Source organism: Mesorhizobium sp. M7A.F.Ca.US.008.03.1.1 (assembly GCF_003997495.1).
GTDB lineage: Bacteria > Pseudomonadota > Alphaproteobacteria > Rhizobiales > Rhizobiaceae > Mesorhizobium.
Genome location: NZ_RZRU01000001.1, coordinates 288,977 through 306,112, shown reverse-complemented (window position 1 = coordinate 306,112; position 17,136 = coordinate 288,977). Strand labels below are relative to the sequence as shown.

The window sequence follows — 17,136 nt, the reverse complement described above, 5'->3', positions numbered from 1 at the left end:
TGCCGGATGCAGATGGTCATTTTCGGTCTTACTGTCACGTCTTCATGGGGTAACGGCCATGCCACCCTATGGAGGGGACTGATCCGAGCCCTCGCCCGGCGCGGCTGGTCCATTACCTTCTTCGAACGCGACACACCCTACTATGCCGGAACGCGTGATCTCGATCATCTGGACGGCGGCAACGTCGTGCTCTACCCGGACTGGGAGGACATCCGCCGGGTCGCGGAGCAAACGATCAAACAATCGGATGTCGTGATCGTCACCTCTTATTGTCCCGACGCCGTGGACGCCTCGCGGCTGGCGCAGCAGGCAGGCCGCGGAACGCGTGTCTTCTACGATCTGGACACTCCGGTCACGCTTGCCCGCATCGAACAGGGTGAGCGTCCACCCTACTTCGGCCCTGAGGGTCTTGCAGATTTCGATCTCGTCCTGAGTTACACAGGCGGCGCGGCGATCGACGCGCTGAAGACGGTGCTGGGTGCGCGTCACGTGGTGCCGCTCTATGGGCATGTCGATCCCGACCAACACCGGCCGGCAGCGCCGCGTGCCGATTTCAGGGCCGATTTGTCCTATCTCGGAACCTACGCGCCAGATCGCCAGGCGGCGGTCGAAAATCTGCTGGTTCGCCCAGCTGCGCGCTTGCCGGACCAGCGCTTCATCATCGGCGGCGCACAATACCCGCAGGAGTTCCCGTGGAGCGACAACATCTTCTTCGTCAGGCACCTTCCGCCGGCCGATCACCCGGCGTTTTTCTCATCCTCTCGTCTGACGCTGAATGTCACCCGCGAGGCGATGGCGCAAAAGGGCTGGTGCCCTTCAGGTCGGTTGTTCGAAGCAGCGGCATGTGGAGTGCCTATCATAACCGACACCTGGCCGGGCCTAAGCAGCTTCTTCGAACCTGACAGCGAGATCCTGCTGGCCCACGACACCGATGACGTGGTCGCGGCGCTCGCCTTACCCGCAGGAGAACTCAATGCCATCAGAACCCGTGCACGCGAACGGGTTCTCGACGAACACACCTCTGCCCGGCGCGCGGCGGAGCTGGACCACATTCTAAACGACGCCTTTCAAAGATCTCCCGGCGAACCGATGATGGAAGCAGTCTGATGTTGGGCATCGTGCCCGCTGCCGGGCGCGGCAGCCGCATTCAACCGCTCGGCTTCTCGAAAGAGCTGCTGCCGGTCGGCAGTCGGATCGATGGCCAGACCGAGCGTCCCTGCGCTGTGAGCGAGTATCTGGTGCGGCGGATGGTGCGTGCCGGCGTCGACAAGATCTGTTTCATCATTGGATCGGGCAAATCCGACATTCTCGAATATTACGCCGCCGGCTATGGTGACGCCGCAGCTCTCTTCGTGGTGCAGCCCAATCCCGTTGGACTTTGCGATGCGATTTTTCGGGCAGCGCCTCTCGTCGCGCCCGACGAGACGGCTTTGATTGGTTTGCCCGATACGATCTGGTTCCCCGAGGATGGCTTCTCGTGCTTGCCCGACAGTTCCCTATCGTTCCTGCTCTTTCCGGTGGACCGCCCGGAATTTTTCGATGCCGTGGTTCTCGACGAAAGAGATCGGGTGAAGGAAATCCAGGTCAAGCGGCAAGACGCTGCCACGAACTGGATCTGGGGGGCATTCAAGATGCCGGGCCGGACCTTGCACCAGCTGGCGGCACTCTGGCGCGAACGGGACTGCTGCGACGAATATATCGGTACGCTGATCAATGCCTATCTGGCAGCCGGTGGTGAGGCCCATGGCGTCAAGGCTGGGTCCGCCTATGTCGATGTCGGCACGTTCAACGGCTATCGCACGGCTCTGCGGCTGCTCGAAGAAGGCGCCGCACCCGTCCATCACCAACCCGCCACGATTACGCCAAGTGCCCGTTCGCATGTGCCTGTCGTTCCCGGCGAAGGAGCCTGATCATGCTGCATTCCCATGCCGAAATCCGTCGCCGTATCGATGCTCTCGGCCCATGGTTCCACAACATGGAACTGGCGGGTGTCGAAACCGCTCCCAACCATTTTCTCGGCAATTATCCGCTGATCAAATGGCGCAAATTCGCCGAGGCCATTCCCGCGGATCTGACAGGCAAAACAGTGCTGGATATCGGCTGCAATGCCGGTTTCTATTCCATCGAGATGAAACGGCGAGGTGCTGCCCGTGTCCTCGGCATCGATTTCGATGAAGCTTATCTGGCGCAGGCCCGCTTTGCCGCCGAGATCGCCGATTGCGAGATCGAATTCCAGAAACTTTCGGTCTACGACGTCGGCGCACTGCGTGAAACATTCGATGTCGTGCTGTTCATGGGGGTGCTTTATCACTTGCGCCACCCCTTGCTCGCGCTCGACCTTATCCGTGAGCATGTCGCCGGTGACCTGATGATCTTCCAGTCCATGCAGCGCGGCAGCACAAATCTGCCCGAGATGGAAGAGAACTATCATTTCTGGACGCATGACCTGTTCGATCGGCCGGAATTTCCCAAGCTCCATTTCATCGAGCACCGCTATGCCGATGACCCGACCAACTGGTGGATACCAAACCGCGCCTGCACCGAAGCGATGCTGCGCAGTGCCGGGTTTGAAATCGTCCTGCATCCGGAGCAGGAGGTCTATTTCTGCCGCGCCGCCGGCGACCCGGCCAGCGGGGGTCCCGTCTACCCCTCGAAAGGACAGCGCCATGATTGAAGCCGCGATGATCTGGAACGAGCCCAACAACAAATCGCATTGGGACCCCGAACTCGACCCCGATTGGAGCCGCTTTGCCAGGATGGCGACCCTGGCGGCGGACGCAATCGCGTCCGAGAATCCGCTATTGACGAAAGTGCTCGGTGGCATCTCGCCGATAGACCCGGGGTTCATCACCCGCATGAAGGAATTCGGCGTGCTGGATCATGTCGATGCCGTCGCCGTGCACGGCTTTCCCCTTGACTGGAACCTGTGGCAGATCCAGGAATGGCCGCAGAAGATCGGCGAGATAGCGGCCGTCACCGACCTTCCCATCTGGGTCAGCGAGGTCGGCGTATCGACCTTCGGCGCCGAGGAAATCCAAGTCTGGGGGCTCAAGCGCACAGCTGAATTGCTGCTCGGCAACGCACCACGCATCCAGTGGTACAGCCTCTACGATCTTCCGCGTGAATGGGAAGCAACGACGCGTCACCGCGAAGCCGAGGGCTCCTCTTATTACCGCCATTTCCATATGGGGCTGCTGCGCCAGGACGGCACGCCAAAGCCCGCGCTGGAGGAATTCCTGCGCCATACACCCGCAATGGGACTGGTGCAGTGGTTTCATTTCGAAGATCCGCGGCTGGACGACGCCGTCGCCTGGATGAAGCGGCTGGGTGTCACCTATATGCGTACCGGACTTTCCTGGGCGGACAGCTTTCGGCCGAATGCGCTCGACTGGTTCGACCGGCAGATGGAAGCACTCGCCGATTTCGACGTGACGGTCACCTTCTGCTTCACACCTCAGCACCGCGGAATGATGCCTCACCATACCAGCCCGCCGCTGGTGCCGGAGGAGTTCGCGGAATTCTGCTCAACCATGATCCGCCGCTATGCGCCTGGCATGACATCCGCCTCGCTCCCCACGCAGCGGGCCTCGGCGGCGTGAATTGCCATGCTGCCCATGCATCAGATGCCTGACTTCGCGACACCGTTGACAGGTGGAGATGCGACGCAGGGCACCGGGACGCGACCAGGCGCGACACTCACTGTTCTCAATGTCGCCTACCCTCTCGCGCCCGTCGGACCCGACGCTGTCGGCGGTGCAGAACAGGTTCTGTCGATGCTCGATCGGGCACTGGTTCACGCCGGTCATCGATCTATCGTCATTGGTTGCCGTGGCTCCAGCACGAGCGGCACGCTTGTGGAAATACCGGCCGAAAGCGGCGTGCTCGACGAGGCGGCGAAGAGCCGCGCGCAACAGGCCCATCGCAAAGCGATCGCCGCTGCCCGCGCCCGATGGCCCATCGATGTGGTTCATCTGCACGGCATCGATTTCGACGCTTATCTTCCCGACGATGGTCCGACCTTGGTGACCCTCCACCTGCCATTGGATTGGTATCCGGCCGCGGCATTGCGCCCGACGCGCGGCGACCTCTGGCTTCATGCGGTCTCGCCCAGCCAGCAGAAAACCGCGCCACCTGGCGCCAGACTGGCGGCACCGATTCCGAACGGCGTTGACACCGAAGCGCTGAACCTACCGCAGCCGAAGCGCGACTTTGCCCTGGTTCTAAGCCGGGTTTGCCCGGAAAAGGCAATCCACCTGGCGCTCGATGCAGCCAAACAGGCAGGCGTGCCGCTGGTCATCGGCGGCAAGGTCTATCCCTACGAAACGCATACGCGGTACTTTCACGACGAGATCCAACCTCGTCTCGCCGGTCGCCGCCGCTTCCTTGGTCCGCTCGGCTTCACCGCCAAGCGACGCTTTCTCAACGCAGCGCGCTGTCTGGTCATTCCGAGCCTGGCAGCCGAGACCAGCTCGCTTGTGGCCATGGAGGCCCTCGCCTGCGGTACCCCGGTGGTCGCCTTCCCAAAGGGTGCGCTTCCCGATGTCATAGAGCACGGCAGAACGGGCTTTCTCGTCGACACGGTCGACGAGATGGCCCGAGCCATTCTTGCGGCGCCCAGCTTGGATGCCGAGACATGCAGGGCCGAAGCGCGCCGGCGGTTTTCGCTGGAACGGATGATCTCGTCTTACATGGATGCCTATCAGGCGCTGGCACAGCTTGGCACCGATCGCCGGCGCTTCGCAGCGACGCCGTGAGCCAAGCTGTGCTGCGCAGCGAAATAATCGGTGACCTCGCACAATTGGACGCCTTGACGCCGCACTGGTGGAAACTGTGGCAGCAGAGTCCCTCGGCGACGCCGTTTCAATCTCCCGCCTGGCTGGTGCCATGGTGGCACGCATTCGCACCCGGTGAACTGGCGACGGTCGCGGTCTGGTGCGGCGGCGATCTGGTCGGTCTGGCGCCGCTTTACCTCGAGCATGGGACGGCCGGTTCGAAGCTCCTTCCCGTCGGCATTTCGCTCAGCGACTATCTGGACATTCTGGCTGTCCCTGGGATCGAAGCCGAGGTTGTCACTATTGTCCTCGAGTCGATCCTCTCGATCGGGTGGGCGCAATGGATCTTGTCGGACTTGCCGCAGGACAGCGTCGCCCTTGCGATGACCCATCCCGAGATGGATCGGCCGACCGCCCATGCCGCCTGCCCCGTGCTCGCCATCGCCGGCGACGAAACGCTTGCAGGCTGCGTCCCCCCAAGACGCAGACGCCAGTTGCGTCGGGCGCGCCAGGCCGCATCAAGATGCGGCCGGATCGCGCTGTCATCGGCAAGCGGCAGTCCGCAAACCTTCCTCGATCAATTGATCCGCCTGCACAATGCGCGCTGGGCCGAACACGGAGGCGGTGTGTTGGCCAACGCCGCCGTCGAGCAATTCCATCGGCTCTCACTTCCCTTGCTCGATGCTCACGGTCTGGTGCGATGCTGGCTATTCGCGATCGGAGGCAGGACCGTCGGCGCCTACTACGGATTTCACCACCGCGGCCGTGCCTATGCTTATCTGGGTGGCTTCGATCCTGCCTATGCCGAGGAGAGTCCAGGCGCGATCCTGATTGGCCACGCAATCGCCGAGTCGATCCGCGAAGATGCGCGCGAGTTCGATTTCCTGCGCGGCCAGGAGGCCTACAAATATAGCTGGGGCGCCGTCGACAGGTGGACGATGCGCAGGGTCTGGACGCGGAGTTGATCCATGAGTGGAACCGCACCGAAAGCTGCCCAGCGCCGGACATCGGTCAGGCTGGCGGTTGAAGACTGCATGGCCGATGGTATTTGCGCCGAAGGTGTTCTCGTCAGGCTGGCGCTCCACCTGCCGTCCACAATTGGAGCAGCGGAGTTGGCGGAGGTCGTGCTGAAAGTCCGTCCGGCAGATACCGGCAACGCGGCAAGACTGCGAAAGGTCGCCGGACTGCTGCGCTGCAGACCAGACGTCTTTGCCATGTTGCGAGCGACGGGCGGCGCCGTTCGGCATGAGCGCGATGAGGACGAGACCGATGCCGCTGTCGTCATGCGGCTGGCCTCCAGCTTCGATGCCGCGGCAGCGATTTCGGGAGCCGCGAGTGTCCAACTGACATCCCTCGGCGATGAGGAAAGGCTCACAGCCACGACCAACGAAATCGTTGCATGGCTGGAAGCGCGAGAATTCGCCGGAAGGGAACGGAGCATTCTCGACATCGGTTGCGGCATCGGCCGTTTCGAGCGTGCGCTGTGCAAATCCTTCAAACGGATGGTCGGCATCGACATATCGCCGCGGATGATCTCCATCGCCTCCGAGCAATGCGCCGCACTCGGCAATGTTGAGTTGCGACAAACCTCCGGTCTCGATCTCGCCGATTTCGACAATGCCAGTTTCGATTGCGTGCTGGCGGTCGACAGCTTTCCCTATCTGGTTCTGGCCGGCATGGCAGAGCGGCATTTCGAAGAAATTGCGCGCGTTCTGAAACGGCCGGGCTGGCTCGCCTTGCTGAACTATTCCTATCGCGGATCACTTTTCTCAGACCGCGACGACATCGGCCGTCTGGCGCAAGCTCATCAATTGCAGGTCCTCATCGACGGTGAGAAGCCGTTTCGGTCATGGGATGGCAGCGCCTTTTTGCTCGCTCGGTGAGACGGAACATTACAGCGCGCTGCCAGTTCGGACGTCGAACAAGGGGCACCGACGGGTGTCCTCGCTTCGAAGGAGGATATCATGGCATCTGGCGGTAAAAAACATTTCGGTCGCGGCAGCCAAGGCAAGAGTGTCGGCGTCGGCGCAATGACCTCCCTGGACAAGGACAAGATCGAAGAAAACGCGGTTTTGTCGAATCGCGACAAGAAGCAGCATGGCCAGGAGCGCGGGCTGGACGGCAATCGGATCAAATCCGATCAATATCAGGATCACGCCGCTAATCGATTGCCGAAGGACTGAACGCCACCGCGCCGCATCCATAGCCGGCGGCGACGAAGGAGCAAGGAATAAACCTGTGCAAGGGTCCGCTGATGAGCTTCTCGGCGGTGGACACCGCCTTGTAATGCCAGCGCTTATCACCACACTAGGATCAAGGGACCGCTATCAAGAGAATATGATGTCTCGTTCGAGCGACGATACCACGGATCCGCATGTGGAGATGACAGTGGATCAGGAGATTGCTTCCCTGCTGGCCGCCATAGAGCAGGAAAAGGTTCCAGACCGCCTGACCAAGCTGGCGATGGACCTGCAGAACGCACTCGTCGAGAAACGTCGGCGCGACGTGAGGAACTGACTATCTGCGGCTGCCAACCTCGACATCGAGCTGACCGTCCGAAAGCTGGTTTCTTCTCTCCATCAATGTCTCCAGCGAACTCTCGCCAAGGAACTCAAGGATGTTGGCGCGCGCACGGTTCAGGCGGCTTTTGACCGTCCCGACCGCGCAACCGCATATGTCGGCGGTTTCCTCGTAGCTCACTCCCAAAACGCCGATCAGCATCAGGACTTCGCGTTGGTGTTCAGGCAGCCTTTGAATGGCGCCGTGAACTTCCTTGCTCTGAACGGTCCATTCCTGGGTGGCTTCCGAAATCGGTCTTGAGGACGCGCAATCGAGCAGTCCTGGCGCCTCCCGGGCAGCGATCTTGACCCGGGTATAATAGGTGTTGCGCATGATGGTGAAGAGCCACGACTTCATCCTCGTACCGGGTTCGAACTTGTCAATGTTGGCGAGACCCTTGGTCAGTGTCTCCTGCACGAGATCGTCAGCGTCGTCGGGGACACGGCAGAAGGTGCGCGCGAATGCCCGCAGGGCAGGTATCAGGTCAACGATGGAAACTTCATTGGTTTCCTGGTCGGCCAAAAGGCAGCCTCCGGATGACAATGGTCCAGCTCCCAGAAGAAAGAGTGTGTGAACGCAGCCCCAGCTAAATGCATGGAAGTTTGGTTCGTTCCTCGTGCTGGAGACAACTCTTCATAAATTCTGCGCAGGCGGAGATATCTGTCATCCGATTGACGCACACCATCGCCGCAGCACTCACGGCTCCTCCGACAGCGGTGTCTCCAGCGTCCAATTTTTTCCGGGAACAAAGCCGCTCACCGGCAGTTTGATGGCTTGACCGCTTCAACCTTCCGGTATCGATCGAGGATCTGTCATGGCCAAATCCGCTCGCCCCTCCGCTCGCCAATCGGCAAGTGGACTGGATCAGAATAGCGCGCGCGGAAATGGCGGCGAGTTGCACCAGGTCGCGGGGGACGAAACGCCTGCCCTTACGACGGCGCTCGGAACGCCTGTCTCCGACGACCAAAACACATTGCGGATCGGTGAGCGCGGACCAGCGCTGATCGAAGACTTTCACTTTCGCGAGAAGATTTTCCACTTCGACCACGAACGCATCCCGGAAAGGGTAGTTCATGCCCGCGGCTATGGCGCGCACGGTTATTTCGAGACTTACGAATCACTTGCCAAACACACACGTGCCGACATTTTCCAGCGAGCTGGTGAAAAGACGCCGGCGTTCGTTCGTTTCTCGACGGTTGCAGGCAACAAGGGCTCGTTCGATCTCGCCCGCGACGTGCGCGGCTTTGCGGTGAAGCTCTACACCAAGGAAGGCAATTGGGACCTGGTCGGCAACAACATCCCGGTCTTCTTCATCCAGGACGCTATCAAGTTTCCCGATCTGATCCACGCCGCCAAACAGGAGCCCGACCGTGCCTTTCCGCAGGCACAGACGGCGCACGACAATTTCTGGGACTTCATCAGCCTGATGCCGGAATCGATGCACATGGTGATGTGGATCATGTCGGATCGCGCCATCCCGCGTTCCTTCCGCTTCATGCAAGGCTTTGGTGTGCACACGTTCCGCCTCGTCAACGCGAAGGACGAATCCACCTTCGTCAAGTTCATCTGGAAACCCAAGCTCGGCATGCAATCGGTGGTCTGGAACGAGGCGGTCAAGATCAACGGCGCCGATCCCGACTTCCATCGCCGCGATCTGTGGGACGCCATACAGGCCGGCAATTTCCCGGAATGGGAGTTGACGGTGCAACTGTTCGATCAGGCGTTTGCCGACAGTTTTGACTTCGATATCCTGGACGCAACGAAAATCATTCCCGAAGAGGTCCTCGAACCAATTCCGGTCGGTCGGCTGGTGCTCGACCGGATGCCGGACAATTTCTTCGCAGAGACCGAGCAGGTTGCGTTCATGACGCAGAATGTGCCGCCCGGAATCGATTTCTCCAACGATCCGCTTCTGCAGGGCCGCAACTTCTCCTATCTCGATACCCAGTTGAAGCGACTGGGCAGTCCGAATTTTACCCATCTGCCGATCAATGCGCCGAAGTGCCCGTTCGCCCATTTTCAACAGGACGGGCACATGGCCATGCGCAATCCGGCCGGTCGCGCCAATTATGAGCCGAACTCATGGGGACTGGGACCGCGCGAGGATCCGCAGCGTGGCTTCCGTTCTTTCGGCGATGCCGAAGAAGGGCAGAAAGTACGTCTGCGCGCGGAGAGCTTCGCCGATCACTACAGCCAGGCCCGGCAATTCTTCAACAGCCAGACACCACCGGAGCAGCGTCACATCGCGACGGCGCTGACGTTTGAATTGAGCAAGGTCCAGGCACCGGCGATCCGCGAGCGGATGGTTTCGCATTTGTTGAACATCGATGAAACGCTGGCGACCACGGTGGCCGACAAGCTCGGCATCCGTGACATGCCCGAACCTGCCGAAGCCGCCGTCCCGCCGCGCGATGACTTGCCGCCGTCGCCGGCGCTCAGCATCATCCAAAACGGGCCCGACAGTTTCGAAGGCCGCAAAGTCGGTGTCATGCTCAGCGATGGAGCCGATGTCGCGCTGTTCGAGGAACTTCGTTCCGCTATCGAAGCGGAGGGCGCGGTGATGGAGGTGGTTGCGCCCAAGGTGGGCGGCGTCGAAGCCGCTGACGGCACCCACATCGAGGCAAGGTACATGATCGACGGCGGTCCATCCGTTTTGTTCGACGCGGTGGTGCTGCTCCTCTCCGAGGCGGGCGCCGAGCTGCTGGTCAAGGAGGCCGCTGCGAAGGATTTCGTGTCTGATGCGTTTGCGCATTGCAAGTTCATTGGCTTCACCCCGGGGGCCGAGCCGCTCCTGATCAAAGCAGGCGTCGCTCCCGATGCCGATGAGGGGCTGACGCGGCTGGATTCGGCAGCTTCGGTACCTGCGTTTGTGCAGTCATGTCGCAAACTGCGGCTCTGGGCGCGGGAGGCGGCTGTCAAGCTTTGATGCGATGCGTCAGCTGTTTCCGTTGGCGTGTCCCCGCAGGCCTTGGTTGCCGCCAAACCAGCCGGCACCGCGATCTACGAGCTACTTTCGTTGCCAGACGCTTGTTGCCGCTGCTTTTCCAGGACCTCGTCGGTCCCGACCAGCTTTTTTGCTCCGCCTGAAATGGTCGTGGACACCACCGACGGCGGGTCGCTCGCCGGAAAGGAATCCTCCAACCCCGCCTGCAGTTGGTCCTCGAGCGTGCGTGGTTCTTCGGAACGGCCGGGCGTTCTGCGCGTGTCTATCTTCTCAAGCGACTGTTTCTTTTTTGGCGAATCGTTTGCGTTCCGGACCAGGGCGTAAAGCTGCTCGATCGCGAATTCCTTGATCAATTCGAAATCGGCCCGATCGTCCTTTGCCGCCTCGATTTGATCAACCATGGCCTTCTCGAAGCGGTCGAGGCTGTCGCCTCCGCAGGCATGCGAAAGGCGCAACAGGGCCTCGTTCAGCATCAACGGAGCGAAATGTGCTGAAGCTTCAAGCCTGAGTTGCCTTAAACGATCCGGAGTAGCGGCCTGCAACTTTGACATGGACAAACTCCTTTCTCCCGCAAGCGTCTCAACGACATTTGACCGCCGATGTTCCACCGTGCCTGAACATCCTTCACATGCGAGCTACAGCAACCAGCTTGCCACCAGTCCCGCCGACGCTGCAAAAATCGCCAGGGTCGTCACGCCGCCCAGGATGTTCGTGCTGGTGCTGTTGACCTTGTCGCCCATGATCTTGCGGTTGTTGGTCATGATGAGGATGAGAAGCAGCAGCGGCGGCGTTGAAAATCCTTGCACGATGCCAGACCAGACGAGGGCCTTCATCGGGTTGAAACCGAAGAAATTGAGGCCCACCGCCACCAACGTTATGACCCCGATCACGGTGTAGAATTTGGGAGCCTGCCGGGGTTTGGCATGCAAGCCATTCTTCCATCCCATCGCCTGAGCGAAATCGAAAGCAGCGCCAGCGGTCATGATCGGCACGGCCAGAAAGCCGACGCCAATTACACCGGCCGCAAAGAGAATGCCGGCAGCGTCGCCGGCGAGCGGCCGCAGCGCTTCGGCCGCCTGTGCCGCTGTTTCGATCTGCGTCTGCCCGGCCTTGTAGAGCGTCGACCCTGTCGAAAGGATGATGAAATACATGATCAGATTGGAAAACGTCATGCCGATCACGATATCGCGGCGGGATCGGCGCAGCTCGCCCTCGGTGGCGCCTTTGCGCTCTTCGAGACTCGTACGACCCTTGGCGATCTCCTCCTCCACCTCCTGATTGGACTGCCATGTGTAAAGGTATGCGGAGAGCGTGGTCCCAACGATGGCGACGAGGATGGACAGGTATTCGCGGCTGAACTCGATGTTTGGCAACAGCGTGCCGCGCAGGACCGAGGCGGCATCCGGTTTGGCAAGCACCGCGGAGACCACATAGGCAAGCAGAGCCAGAGCCAGCCACCGGAACACATTTCGGATCAATTTATACGATCCGAACACCTGCAGGGCAAAAATGACGATCGCGACGACAATGACGACCAAGGGAGCAGGCAGAGGAACGAACAGCACGATGGCCGCCGACATGGCGCCAAGGTCGGCGGCTGCCTCGATCGTGTTGCCAATCAGCACGCCCACCAGCACAGACCATAGCAGCCAACGCGGATAGAAGTCCGATATGACCTTGAAAAGCCCGCGACCCGAAACCTGGCCAAGTTTGGATGAAAGATAGACGACGAGATACATCATCGGCAGCGTAACAGGTGCCGTCCACAGCAGGTCGGGCCCGAACCGGGCTCCGGCGCTCGCGTAGGTACCGATGGCCGAGCAGTCGTCATCGGCCGCACCGGTGATCAGACCAAGCCCGAGAGCCCGAACGACGTTGCCGTCTTTTCGCTTGCTTTCCCTTTGGCCGGCATTGTCAGGCGGCTTGTTCATTGAAGGTGCGTCTTTACCGGGGCCACGCAAGAAATCATGACGAACATTCCAATCGGATGCCGATGAAGCAGCGTTTCAAGCCGCATTGAGATCGAGGCTCGAACCTCTGGTCAGGATTTTTGTTCCTGGACATAGTCCCGGCCCGCGACGGCGGCTCATCCGATGCGGGTTCTTTCGGCGGAGCCGAACATCGAAGCGAATGCTCCGTTCCCCTGAAGAAGAGCATGCTTGTGTCGATGCCTGTCATTCAGGCGACGCGGCACAAAATTATTCTTTGAAAGAATATCCAGCGGCGCCAAAGTCGAGTGTTCGGCCCGGGCCGTTCATCCACTTCGTCAGCGGCTCGTACCGCCGCCGATCACCATCCGCACGCCGAGGCTGATGATGAGGCAGCCCGCGAGCCGCTGCTGCCAAAGCCTTGCGCGAGGGTGCCGCATGACCCATGCGCCGACCGCGCCCGATGCCAAGGCGTAGGCCCCCAGCACCAGCACACCGGTTATCTTCTGTGTTGCTCCAAGCAGCACCAGCTGCAACGTGACGGAACCCCTATGCGGATCCACAAATTGCGGCAAGAACGCAACCATGAACATCAAAGGCCAGGGATTGCTCAGATTGGCAATCATTCCTTCCCGGGCGGCGGCGAGCGGCCGCAGGGCATCGAGGTGACCCATGGGAATGGTTGCCGAAGATGAAAGCAGCAGCCGGACGCCCAGCCACACAATATAGGCCGCCCCGGCCCATCGAAGCAGATTGAACGCCAGCGGCGAGGCGTGGACAAGCGAGGACAGGCCAAATGCAATCAGCGGAAGCTGCACCAGTCCGGCGCCCAGCGTCATGCCGAGTACCGTGAACAGCGCCACGCCGCGGCCCTGTCCGATGCCGCGGGCCATCACCAGCATGCTGTCGGGACCTGGCGGCACCTGCATGAGAATGACGGTTCCGACAAAAGCTGTCCACAATGAGGGATCGATGGGACATCTCCGCTCGCGTTGCCGATGACATCAAAGCGGCCAGCCGTCATCCGGGTTCCGGTGGCAAATAAAATTGTCCCATCGCGAAGAACCAGGCATGAACCGTCAGATGGAACGCGGGCCAGTCCTGGAAGTTGAAAAGCCGGAGCCGTTCCTTAACCGGTTTTGGAGGCCGGACCCGTGCATGATCCAATAAACGCCTTCCCGCTCCCGCTGGACACTTCTCCGATGGAGGCCAGGCTTGCCGATGAAATCCCCAGGGACGGGAACCGCTGGCAGTACGAGCCCAAATGGGACGGATTTCGCTGCCTTGCTTTCAAGAGCGACGACACCGTTGACCTGCGCGCCAAATCCGGCAAGCCGCTCGGCCGCTATTTTCCAGAAATCATGGGGATTTTGGGTGACCTCAAGCGCGGGCATTTCGTCATCGACGGCGAGATTGTTATCGAGGTTGACGGTGAGCTTTCCTTCGAGGCGCTGCAGATGCGCCTTCACCCCGCACAAAGCAGAATCCGCAAACTGAGTTCGCAGACGCCTGCCAGCCTGATCCTCTTCGACATGCTTGCCAGCCCGGGCGGCGAGGTCATCACGGGCAAACCACTTGTCGAAAGGCGGCGAGCGATCGAGGACTTCGTGATCTCCTCAAATAATCCAGATCTTCGCCTGTCGAAGTGCACTTATGATGCAGCCACGGCGGCTCGCTGGCTAAACGGCGCCGGCCATGCCTCGACCGACGGCATCGTGGCCAAAGTGCTGGATGAGCATTATCTGTGCGGCGAACGTGCGATGGTGAAGGTTAAGCCGAGGCGCACCGCCGATTGCGTTGTCGGCGGTTTCCGCTATCTCGCGGATAGTCGTGAGGTCGGCTCGCTGCTCCTCGGCCTCTACAACAACGACGACGGCAAGCTCGATCACGTCGGCTTCACGTCGACCATCGCCAGAGCCGACAGAGGAGCGCTCACGCGCCGGCTGGAAGGGCTGCGGTCAGAGCCCGGATTCACCGGCAAGGCGCCCGGCGGCCCGAGCCGCTGGAGCACGGAGCGCAGCGGACAATGGGAACCTTTGAAACCTGAACTGGTGGTGGAGGTCCGCTTCGACCACGTCACCGGCAATCGGTTTCGCCACGGTACCAAACTGCTGCGCTGGCGCCCCGACAAGGCGCCACGGCAATGCACGTTCGAGCAGATCGAATAGACCGCTCCTGGAAAAGCGCTTCCAGAAACCTGTCACGATTTTTCGTGTCGAAGGAACCAACTCGGGATTCACCGGTTCGGACACCATCCACCGGAGCTACCCTGACATGCCAAATGCAGCAGAAATTCTCATCGATACACTCGTCGCCTGGGACGTGGAGGTGGTGTTCGGCTTGCCGGGAGACGGCATAAACGGCGTCATGGAAGCGTTGCGGACTCGGCGCGACAAGATTGCCTTCGTTCAGGTTCGGCATGAAGAGTCGGCTGCCTTCATGGCATGTGCGTATGCCAAGTGGACAGGAAAGCTGGGCGTGTGCCTTGCGACGTCCGGTCCCGGCGGAACACATCTTCTGACCGGCCTCTATGACGCCAAGCTCGACCAGGCTCCAGTGCTGGCGATTACGGGCATGCAGTTCCACGACCTGATCGAGACGTTCACGCAACAGGATGTCGATCTGACGCGCGTGTTCAATGATGTCTCCGTTTATAACGCCCATGTCGCCGATGCCGCGCATATGGAAAACGTCGCCAGCCTTGCCTGCCGAACCGCGCTGGCGCGCAAGGGCGTCGCCCATCTTTCGATTGCCAGCGATATCCAGGAGCAGGAGCGCGATCCATCGCAGCGCTCCAAGCGCAATCGCCCGGCGCACACACCGCAGGATATGTTCGCCGGTCACAGCGTACCGCTGGACGTTGAGCTCGACAAAGCCGCCGCCATTCTCAATGACGCTTCGCGGGTTGCGATCCTGGCCGGACGCGGCGCCATCGGCGCCGCCGCCGAACTCGAACATACGGCGCGCCTGCTGCAGGCGCCTGTCGCGAAGGCCTTGCTGGGCAAGGCGGTACTGCCGGACGACCATCCCTACACCACCGGCGGGATCGGTATTCTTGGAACCCTGGCCTCGCAAGAGGCGATGGAGAGCTGTGACGCGGTGCTGATTGTCGGTTCGACCTTTCCCTATATCGAATACTACCCGCAGCCCGGGCAAGCTCGTGGCGTCCAGATCGACTGCGATGCGCAGCGGATCGGCTTGCGCTTTCCGGTCGAGGCCGGCCTTGTCGGCGACGCGGCCGAGACATTGCGCGCGCTCAACCAACGTCTGACGCAGAAGCCCTCCGATGAATTCCTGCACCGTTCCCAGGAGACCATGAGAAGATGGCGCGAGATGATGCGGCAGTCGGAAGACATGCAGGCGCAACCCTTGAAGCCACAGGCGATTGCCCGGGCGTTCGGACGAAGATTGGCCGACGACACGGTGCTGGCCACGGATTCCGGTCAGAACACGGAGCTGGCCGCCCGCCATGTCGATCTTCGCAGCGGCCAGGCATTTGGGGTGTCCGGATCGCTGGCGTCGATGGCTTGCGGACTCGCCTACGCCATCGCCGCCGGCATAGCATTCCCCGGTCGACCGATTGCCGCCATCGTCGGCGACGGCGGCTTTGCCATGCAGCTCGGCGAATTCTCGACGGCGGTGCGCTACAAGATTCCACTGAAGGTTCTGGTGATCAAGAACAACATGCTCAATCAGATCGCCTGGGAGCAGATGATGTTTCTGGGGAATCCGCAATTCGGTTGCGAATTGCAGCCGATCGATTTTGCCAAGGCGGCGGAAGCGATGGGCGCAACGGGTTTTCGCATCGAGCGGGCCGACCAGATCGAGACGGTTCTCGACCAGGCTTTCGCCACGGAGGGCCCTGTCGTGATCGAAGCGCTGGTAGATGCCTATGAACCGCTGATGCCGCCCAAAATGCCGGCGGATTACGCCAAGAACTTCCGCCAGGCCCTGCCGGGGACACCGGGACACGAACGCATAGAGGAAAATATCGCCCGGGAGCCGGCGAAATCGATGATGGACGCCTAGGGGCAGCGCTAGGAGGTGGAACAGCGCGCCTCAGTGGCTTCATTCTGGATCTTTCCAAATGAACCGGTGCTCTTCCGGGTGACGGATGCGGGTCGTGAGCTTCGACGCGCTCTTTTCGACCTCGATTTGCTACGGCAACGGCGCTCTGCAGGCTGGTTGGACTCTGGCGCTCCCCATCACATTACCATTGGCGGCAATCCTTTTGCTGTATGTTGCCGGCGCTGGGCGGCTGTGGCGACGGAGCGGACGCGGACGCCGCTTGTAGGCCCGATCCATGCGTTGGGCGAACATGTGTTTGCGGCGCACATGATCGAGCACGAATTGCTGATGGCGGTCGCAGCGCCTATGCTGGTTGCCTCCCGCCCGACGGCCGCGATGATGTGGCCCTGCCGGTACAGCTGCGTCAGACGTTCGCAGCGGCGGGACATGCAAACGTGCTCCGGGTGATCTGGGCGTTCATCAGCCGTCCTGTGGTCGCGACCGTCCTGCACGGAGCGCGATATCGATCTGGCATGTCCCGGCTGTTCGAGGCTGCCCTCCAGCAGGGTTTCCTGCACTATGCCAAGCACGCGAGTTTCCTCGGCACCGGGCTTTTGTTCTGGTGGTGCTGTTGCATCGCCCTGGCCGCGAGCACGCTTGCGGCAATGCCGTGATGCATCTTTTCTTCACCTCGCTCCACACCGGGCTGCTCGGGGTGTTGCTCGTCGTCTCGCCAAAACTGTGGTATCCGGATAATGCCATCGGCTCGGATTTGTGAGGGCTCGGCCCGCTCGAGGACCAGCAACTTGCAGGCTTGATCACGTGGATTCCGCCGGCCTGATCTATGGCGGAGCCGCACTGCTCTTGGTCGCTCTCTGGATTCAAACGAGCAGTCGGCGGCAACAGGATTCCCCGGAGTTGCGCA

General features: G+C 60.9%; 18 protein-coding genes. 14 read left to right on the top strand and 4 right to left on the bottom strand.

The annotated features are described in order from the left end of the window. Positions 1 to 6 precede the first annotated feature (6 nt). The 9 genes from EOA16_RS01365 (at position 7) to EOA16_RS01325 (ending at position 7,289) form a co-directional block, all read left to right on the top strand. A complete protein-coding gene (locus EOA16_RS01365) occupies positions 7 to 1,107 on the top strand; it encodes a glycosyltransferase (RefSeq protein ID WP_127254990.1) in 1,101 nt (366 codons plus the stop codon). Then, complete coding sequence (locus tag EOA16_RS01360) at positions 1,107 to 1,910, top strand: sugar phosphate nucleotidyltransferase (RefSeq protein WP_127254989.1); 804 nt, start codon at positions 1,107 to 1,109, stop codon at positions 1,908 to 1,910. The genes EOA16_RS01365 and EOA16_RS01360 overlap by 1 nt, the downstream gene beginning before the upstream one ends. Before the next feature lie 2 nt (positions 1,911 to 1,912). Then, on the top strand, positions 1,913 to 2,674 hold the full coding sequence (locus tag EOA16_RS01355) for a TIGR04290 family methyltransferase (protein ID WP_127254988.1): 762 nt from the start codon (positions 1,913 to 1,915) through the stop codon (positions 2,672 to 2,674). Further along, positions 2,667 to 3,599 carry a beta-xylosidase gene (locus EOA16_RS01350; RefSeq protein WP_127254987.1) on the top strand — a complete coding sequence of 311 codons (933 nt, stop codon included), beginning with the start codon at positions 2,667 to 2,669 and terminating at the stop codon, positions 3,597 to 3,599. The genes EOA16_RS01355 and EOA16_RS01350 overlap by 8 nt, the downstream gene beginning before the upstream one ends. Before the next feature lie 45 nt (positions 3,600 to 3,644). Further along, positions 3,645 to 4,754 carry a glycosyltransferase gene (locus EOA16_RS01345; protein ID WP_164754081.1) on the top strand — a complete coding sequence of 370 codons (1,110 nt, stop codon included), beginning with the start codon at positions 3,645 to 3,647 and terminating at the stop codon, positions 4,752 to 4,754. 8 nt (positions 4,755 to 4,762) lie between these two features. Beyond that, the gene (locus EOA16_RS01340) at positions 4,763 to 5,737 is read left to right on the top strand and encodes a GNAT family N-acetyltransferase (RefSeq protein ID WP_245455823.1); all 975 of its coding nucleotides are present in this window, start codon (positions 4,763 to 4,765) and stop codon (positions 5,735 to 5,737) included. Between the two features lie 3 nt (positions 5,738 to 5,740). Next, positions 5,741 to 6,655, top strand: coding sequence for a class I SAM-dependent methyltransferase (locus tag EOA16_RS01335; RefSeq protein WP_127254984.1), 915 nt, complete (start codon positions 5,741 to 5,743; stop codon positions 6,653 to 6,655). 81 nt (positions 6,656 to 6,736) lie between these two features. Beyond that, the gene (locus EOA16_RS01330) at positions 6,737 to 6,955 is read left to right on the top strand and encodes a hypothetical protein (RefSeq protein ID WP_127254983.1); all 219 of its coding nucleotides are present in this window, start codon (positions 6,737 to 6,739) and stop codon (positions 6,953 to 6,955) included. A 157-nt stretch (positions 6,956 to 7,112) separates the two neighbouring features. Then, positions 7,113 to 7,289, top strand: a complete 177-nt coding sequence (locus EOA16_RS01325) for a hypothetical protein (RefSeq protein WP_127254982.1) — start codon at positions 7,113 to 7,115, stop codon at positions 7,287 to 7,289. On the opposite strand, the gene EOA16_RS01320 is transcribed toward EOA16_RS01325, so the two are convergent. Further along, entirely contained in the window at positions 7,290 to 7,853 is a 564-nt protein-coding gene (locus tag EOA16_RS01320; RefSeq protein ID WP_127254981.1) for a sigma-70 family RNA polymerase sigma factor, read from the bottom strand. A gap of 292 nt (positions 7,854 to 8,145) precedes the next feature. Between EOA16_RS01320 and EOA16_RS01315 the strand changes: the two genes are divergently transcribed. After that, entirely contained in the window at positions 8,146 to 10,257 is a 2,112-nt protein-coding gene (locus tag EOA16_RS01315; RefSeq protein WP_127254980.1) for a catalase, read from the top strand. Between the two features lie 74 nt (positions 10,258 to 10,331). Here the strand turns inward: EOA16_RS01315 and EOA16_RS01310 are convergent, their stop codons facing one another. From EOA16_RS01310 to EOA16_RS01300, 3 genes are all read right to left on the bottom strand, one after another. Beyond that, the gene (locus EOA16_RS01310; protein WP_127254979.1) at positions 10,332 to 10,826 is read right to left on the bottom strand and encodes a hypothetical protein; all 495 of its coding nucleotides are present in this window, start codon (positions 10,824 to 10,826) and stop codon (positions 10,332 to 10,334) included. Between the two features lie 84 nt (positions 10,827 to 10,910). After that, on the bottom strand, positions 10,911 to 12,206 hold the full coding sequence (locus tag EOA16_RS01305) for an Nramp family divalent metal transporter (RefSeq protein WP_127254978.1): 1,296 nt from the start codon (positions 12,204 to 12,206) through the stop codon (positions 10,911 to 10,913). A 335-nt stretch (positions 12,207 to 12,541) separates the two neighbouring features. Further along, positions 12,542 to 13,132 carry a LysE family translocator gene (locus tag EOA16_RS01300; protein ID WP_127254977.1) on the bottom strand — a complete coding sequence of 197 codons (591 nt, stop codon included), beginning with the start codon at positions 13,130 to 13,132 and terminating at the stop codon, positions 12,542 to 12,544. A 225-nt stretch (positions 13,133 to 13,357) separates the two neighbouring features. Here EOA16_RS01300 and EOA16_RS01295 point away from each other — a divergent pair, with 225 nt between their 5' ends. From EOA16_RS01295 to EOA16_RS33005, 4 genes are all read left to right on the top strand, one after another. Next, positions 13,358 to 14,371 (top strand): ATP-dependent DNA ligase, encoded by a 1,014-nt coding sequence (locus tag EOA16_RS01295; protein ID WP_127255325.1) that lies wholly within the window; start codon positions 13,358 to 13,360, stop codon positions 14,369 to 14,371. Between the two features lie 106 nt (positions 14,372 to 14,477). Then, positions 14,478 to 16,232: a thiamine pyrophosphate-dependent enzyme gene (locus EOA16_RS01290; RefSeq protein ID WP_127254976.1), complete on the top strand. Its 1,755-nt coding sequence runs from the start codon at positions 14,478 to 14,480 to the stop codon at positions 16,230 to 16,232. A gap of 306 nt (positions 16,233 to 16,538) precedes the next feature. Beyond that, positions 16,539 to 16,679, top strand: a complete 141-nt coding sequence (locus EOA16_RS33010; RefSeq protein ID WP_245455835.1) for a hypothetical protein — start codon at positions 16,539 to 16,541, stop codon at positions 16,677 to 16,679. Continuing rightward, a complete protein-coding gene (locus tag EOA16_RS33005) occupies positions 16,667 to 16,885 on the top strand; it encodes a cytochrome c oxidase assembly protein (protein ID WP_245455821.1) in 219 nt (72 codons plus the stop codon). The genes EOA16_RS33010 and EOA16_RS33005 overlap by 13 nt, the downstream gene beginning before the upstream one ends. Positions 16,886 to 17,136 lie beyond the last annotated feature (251 nt).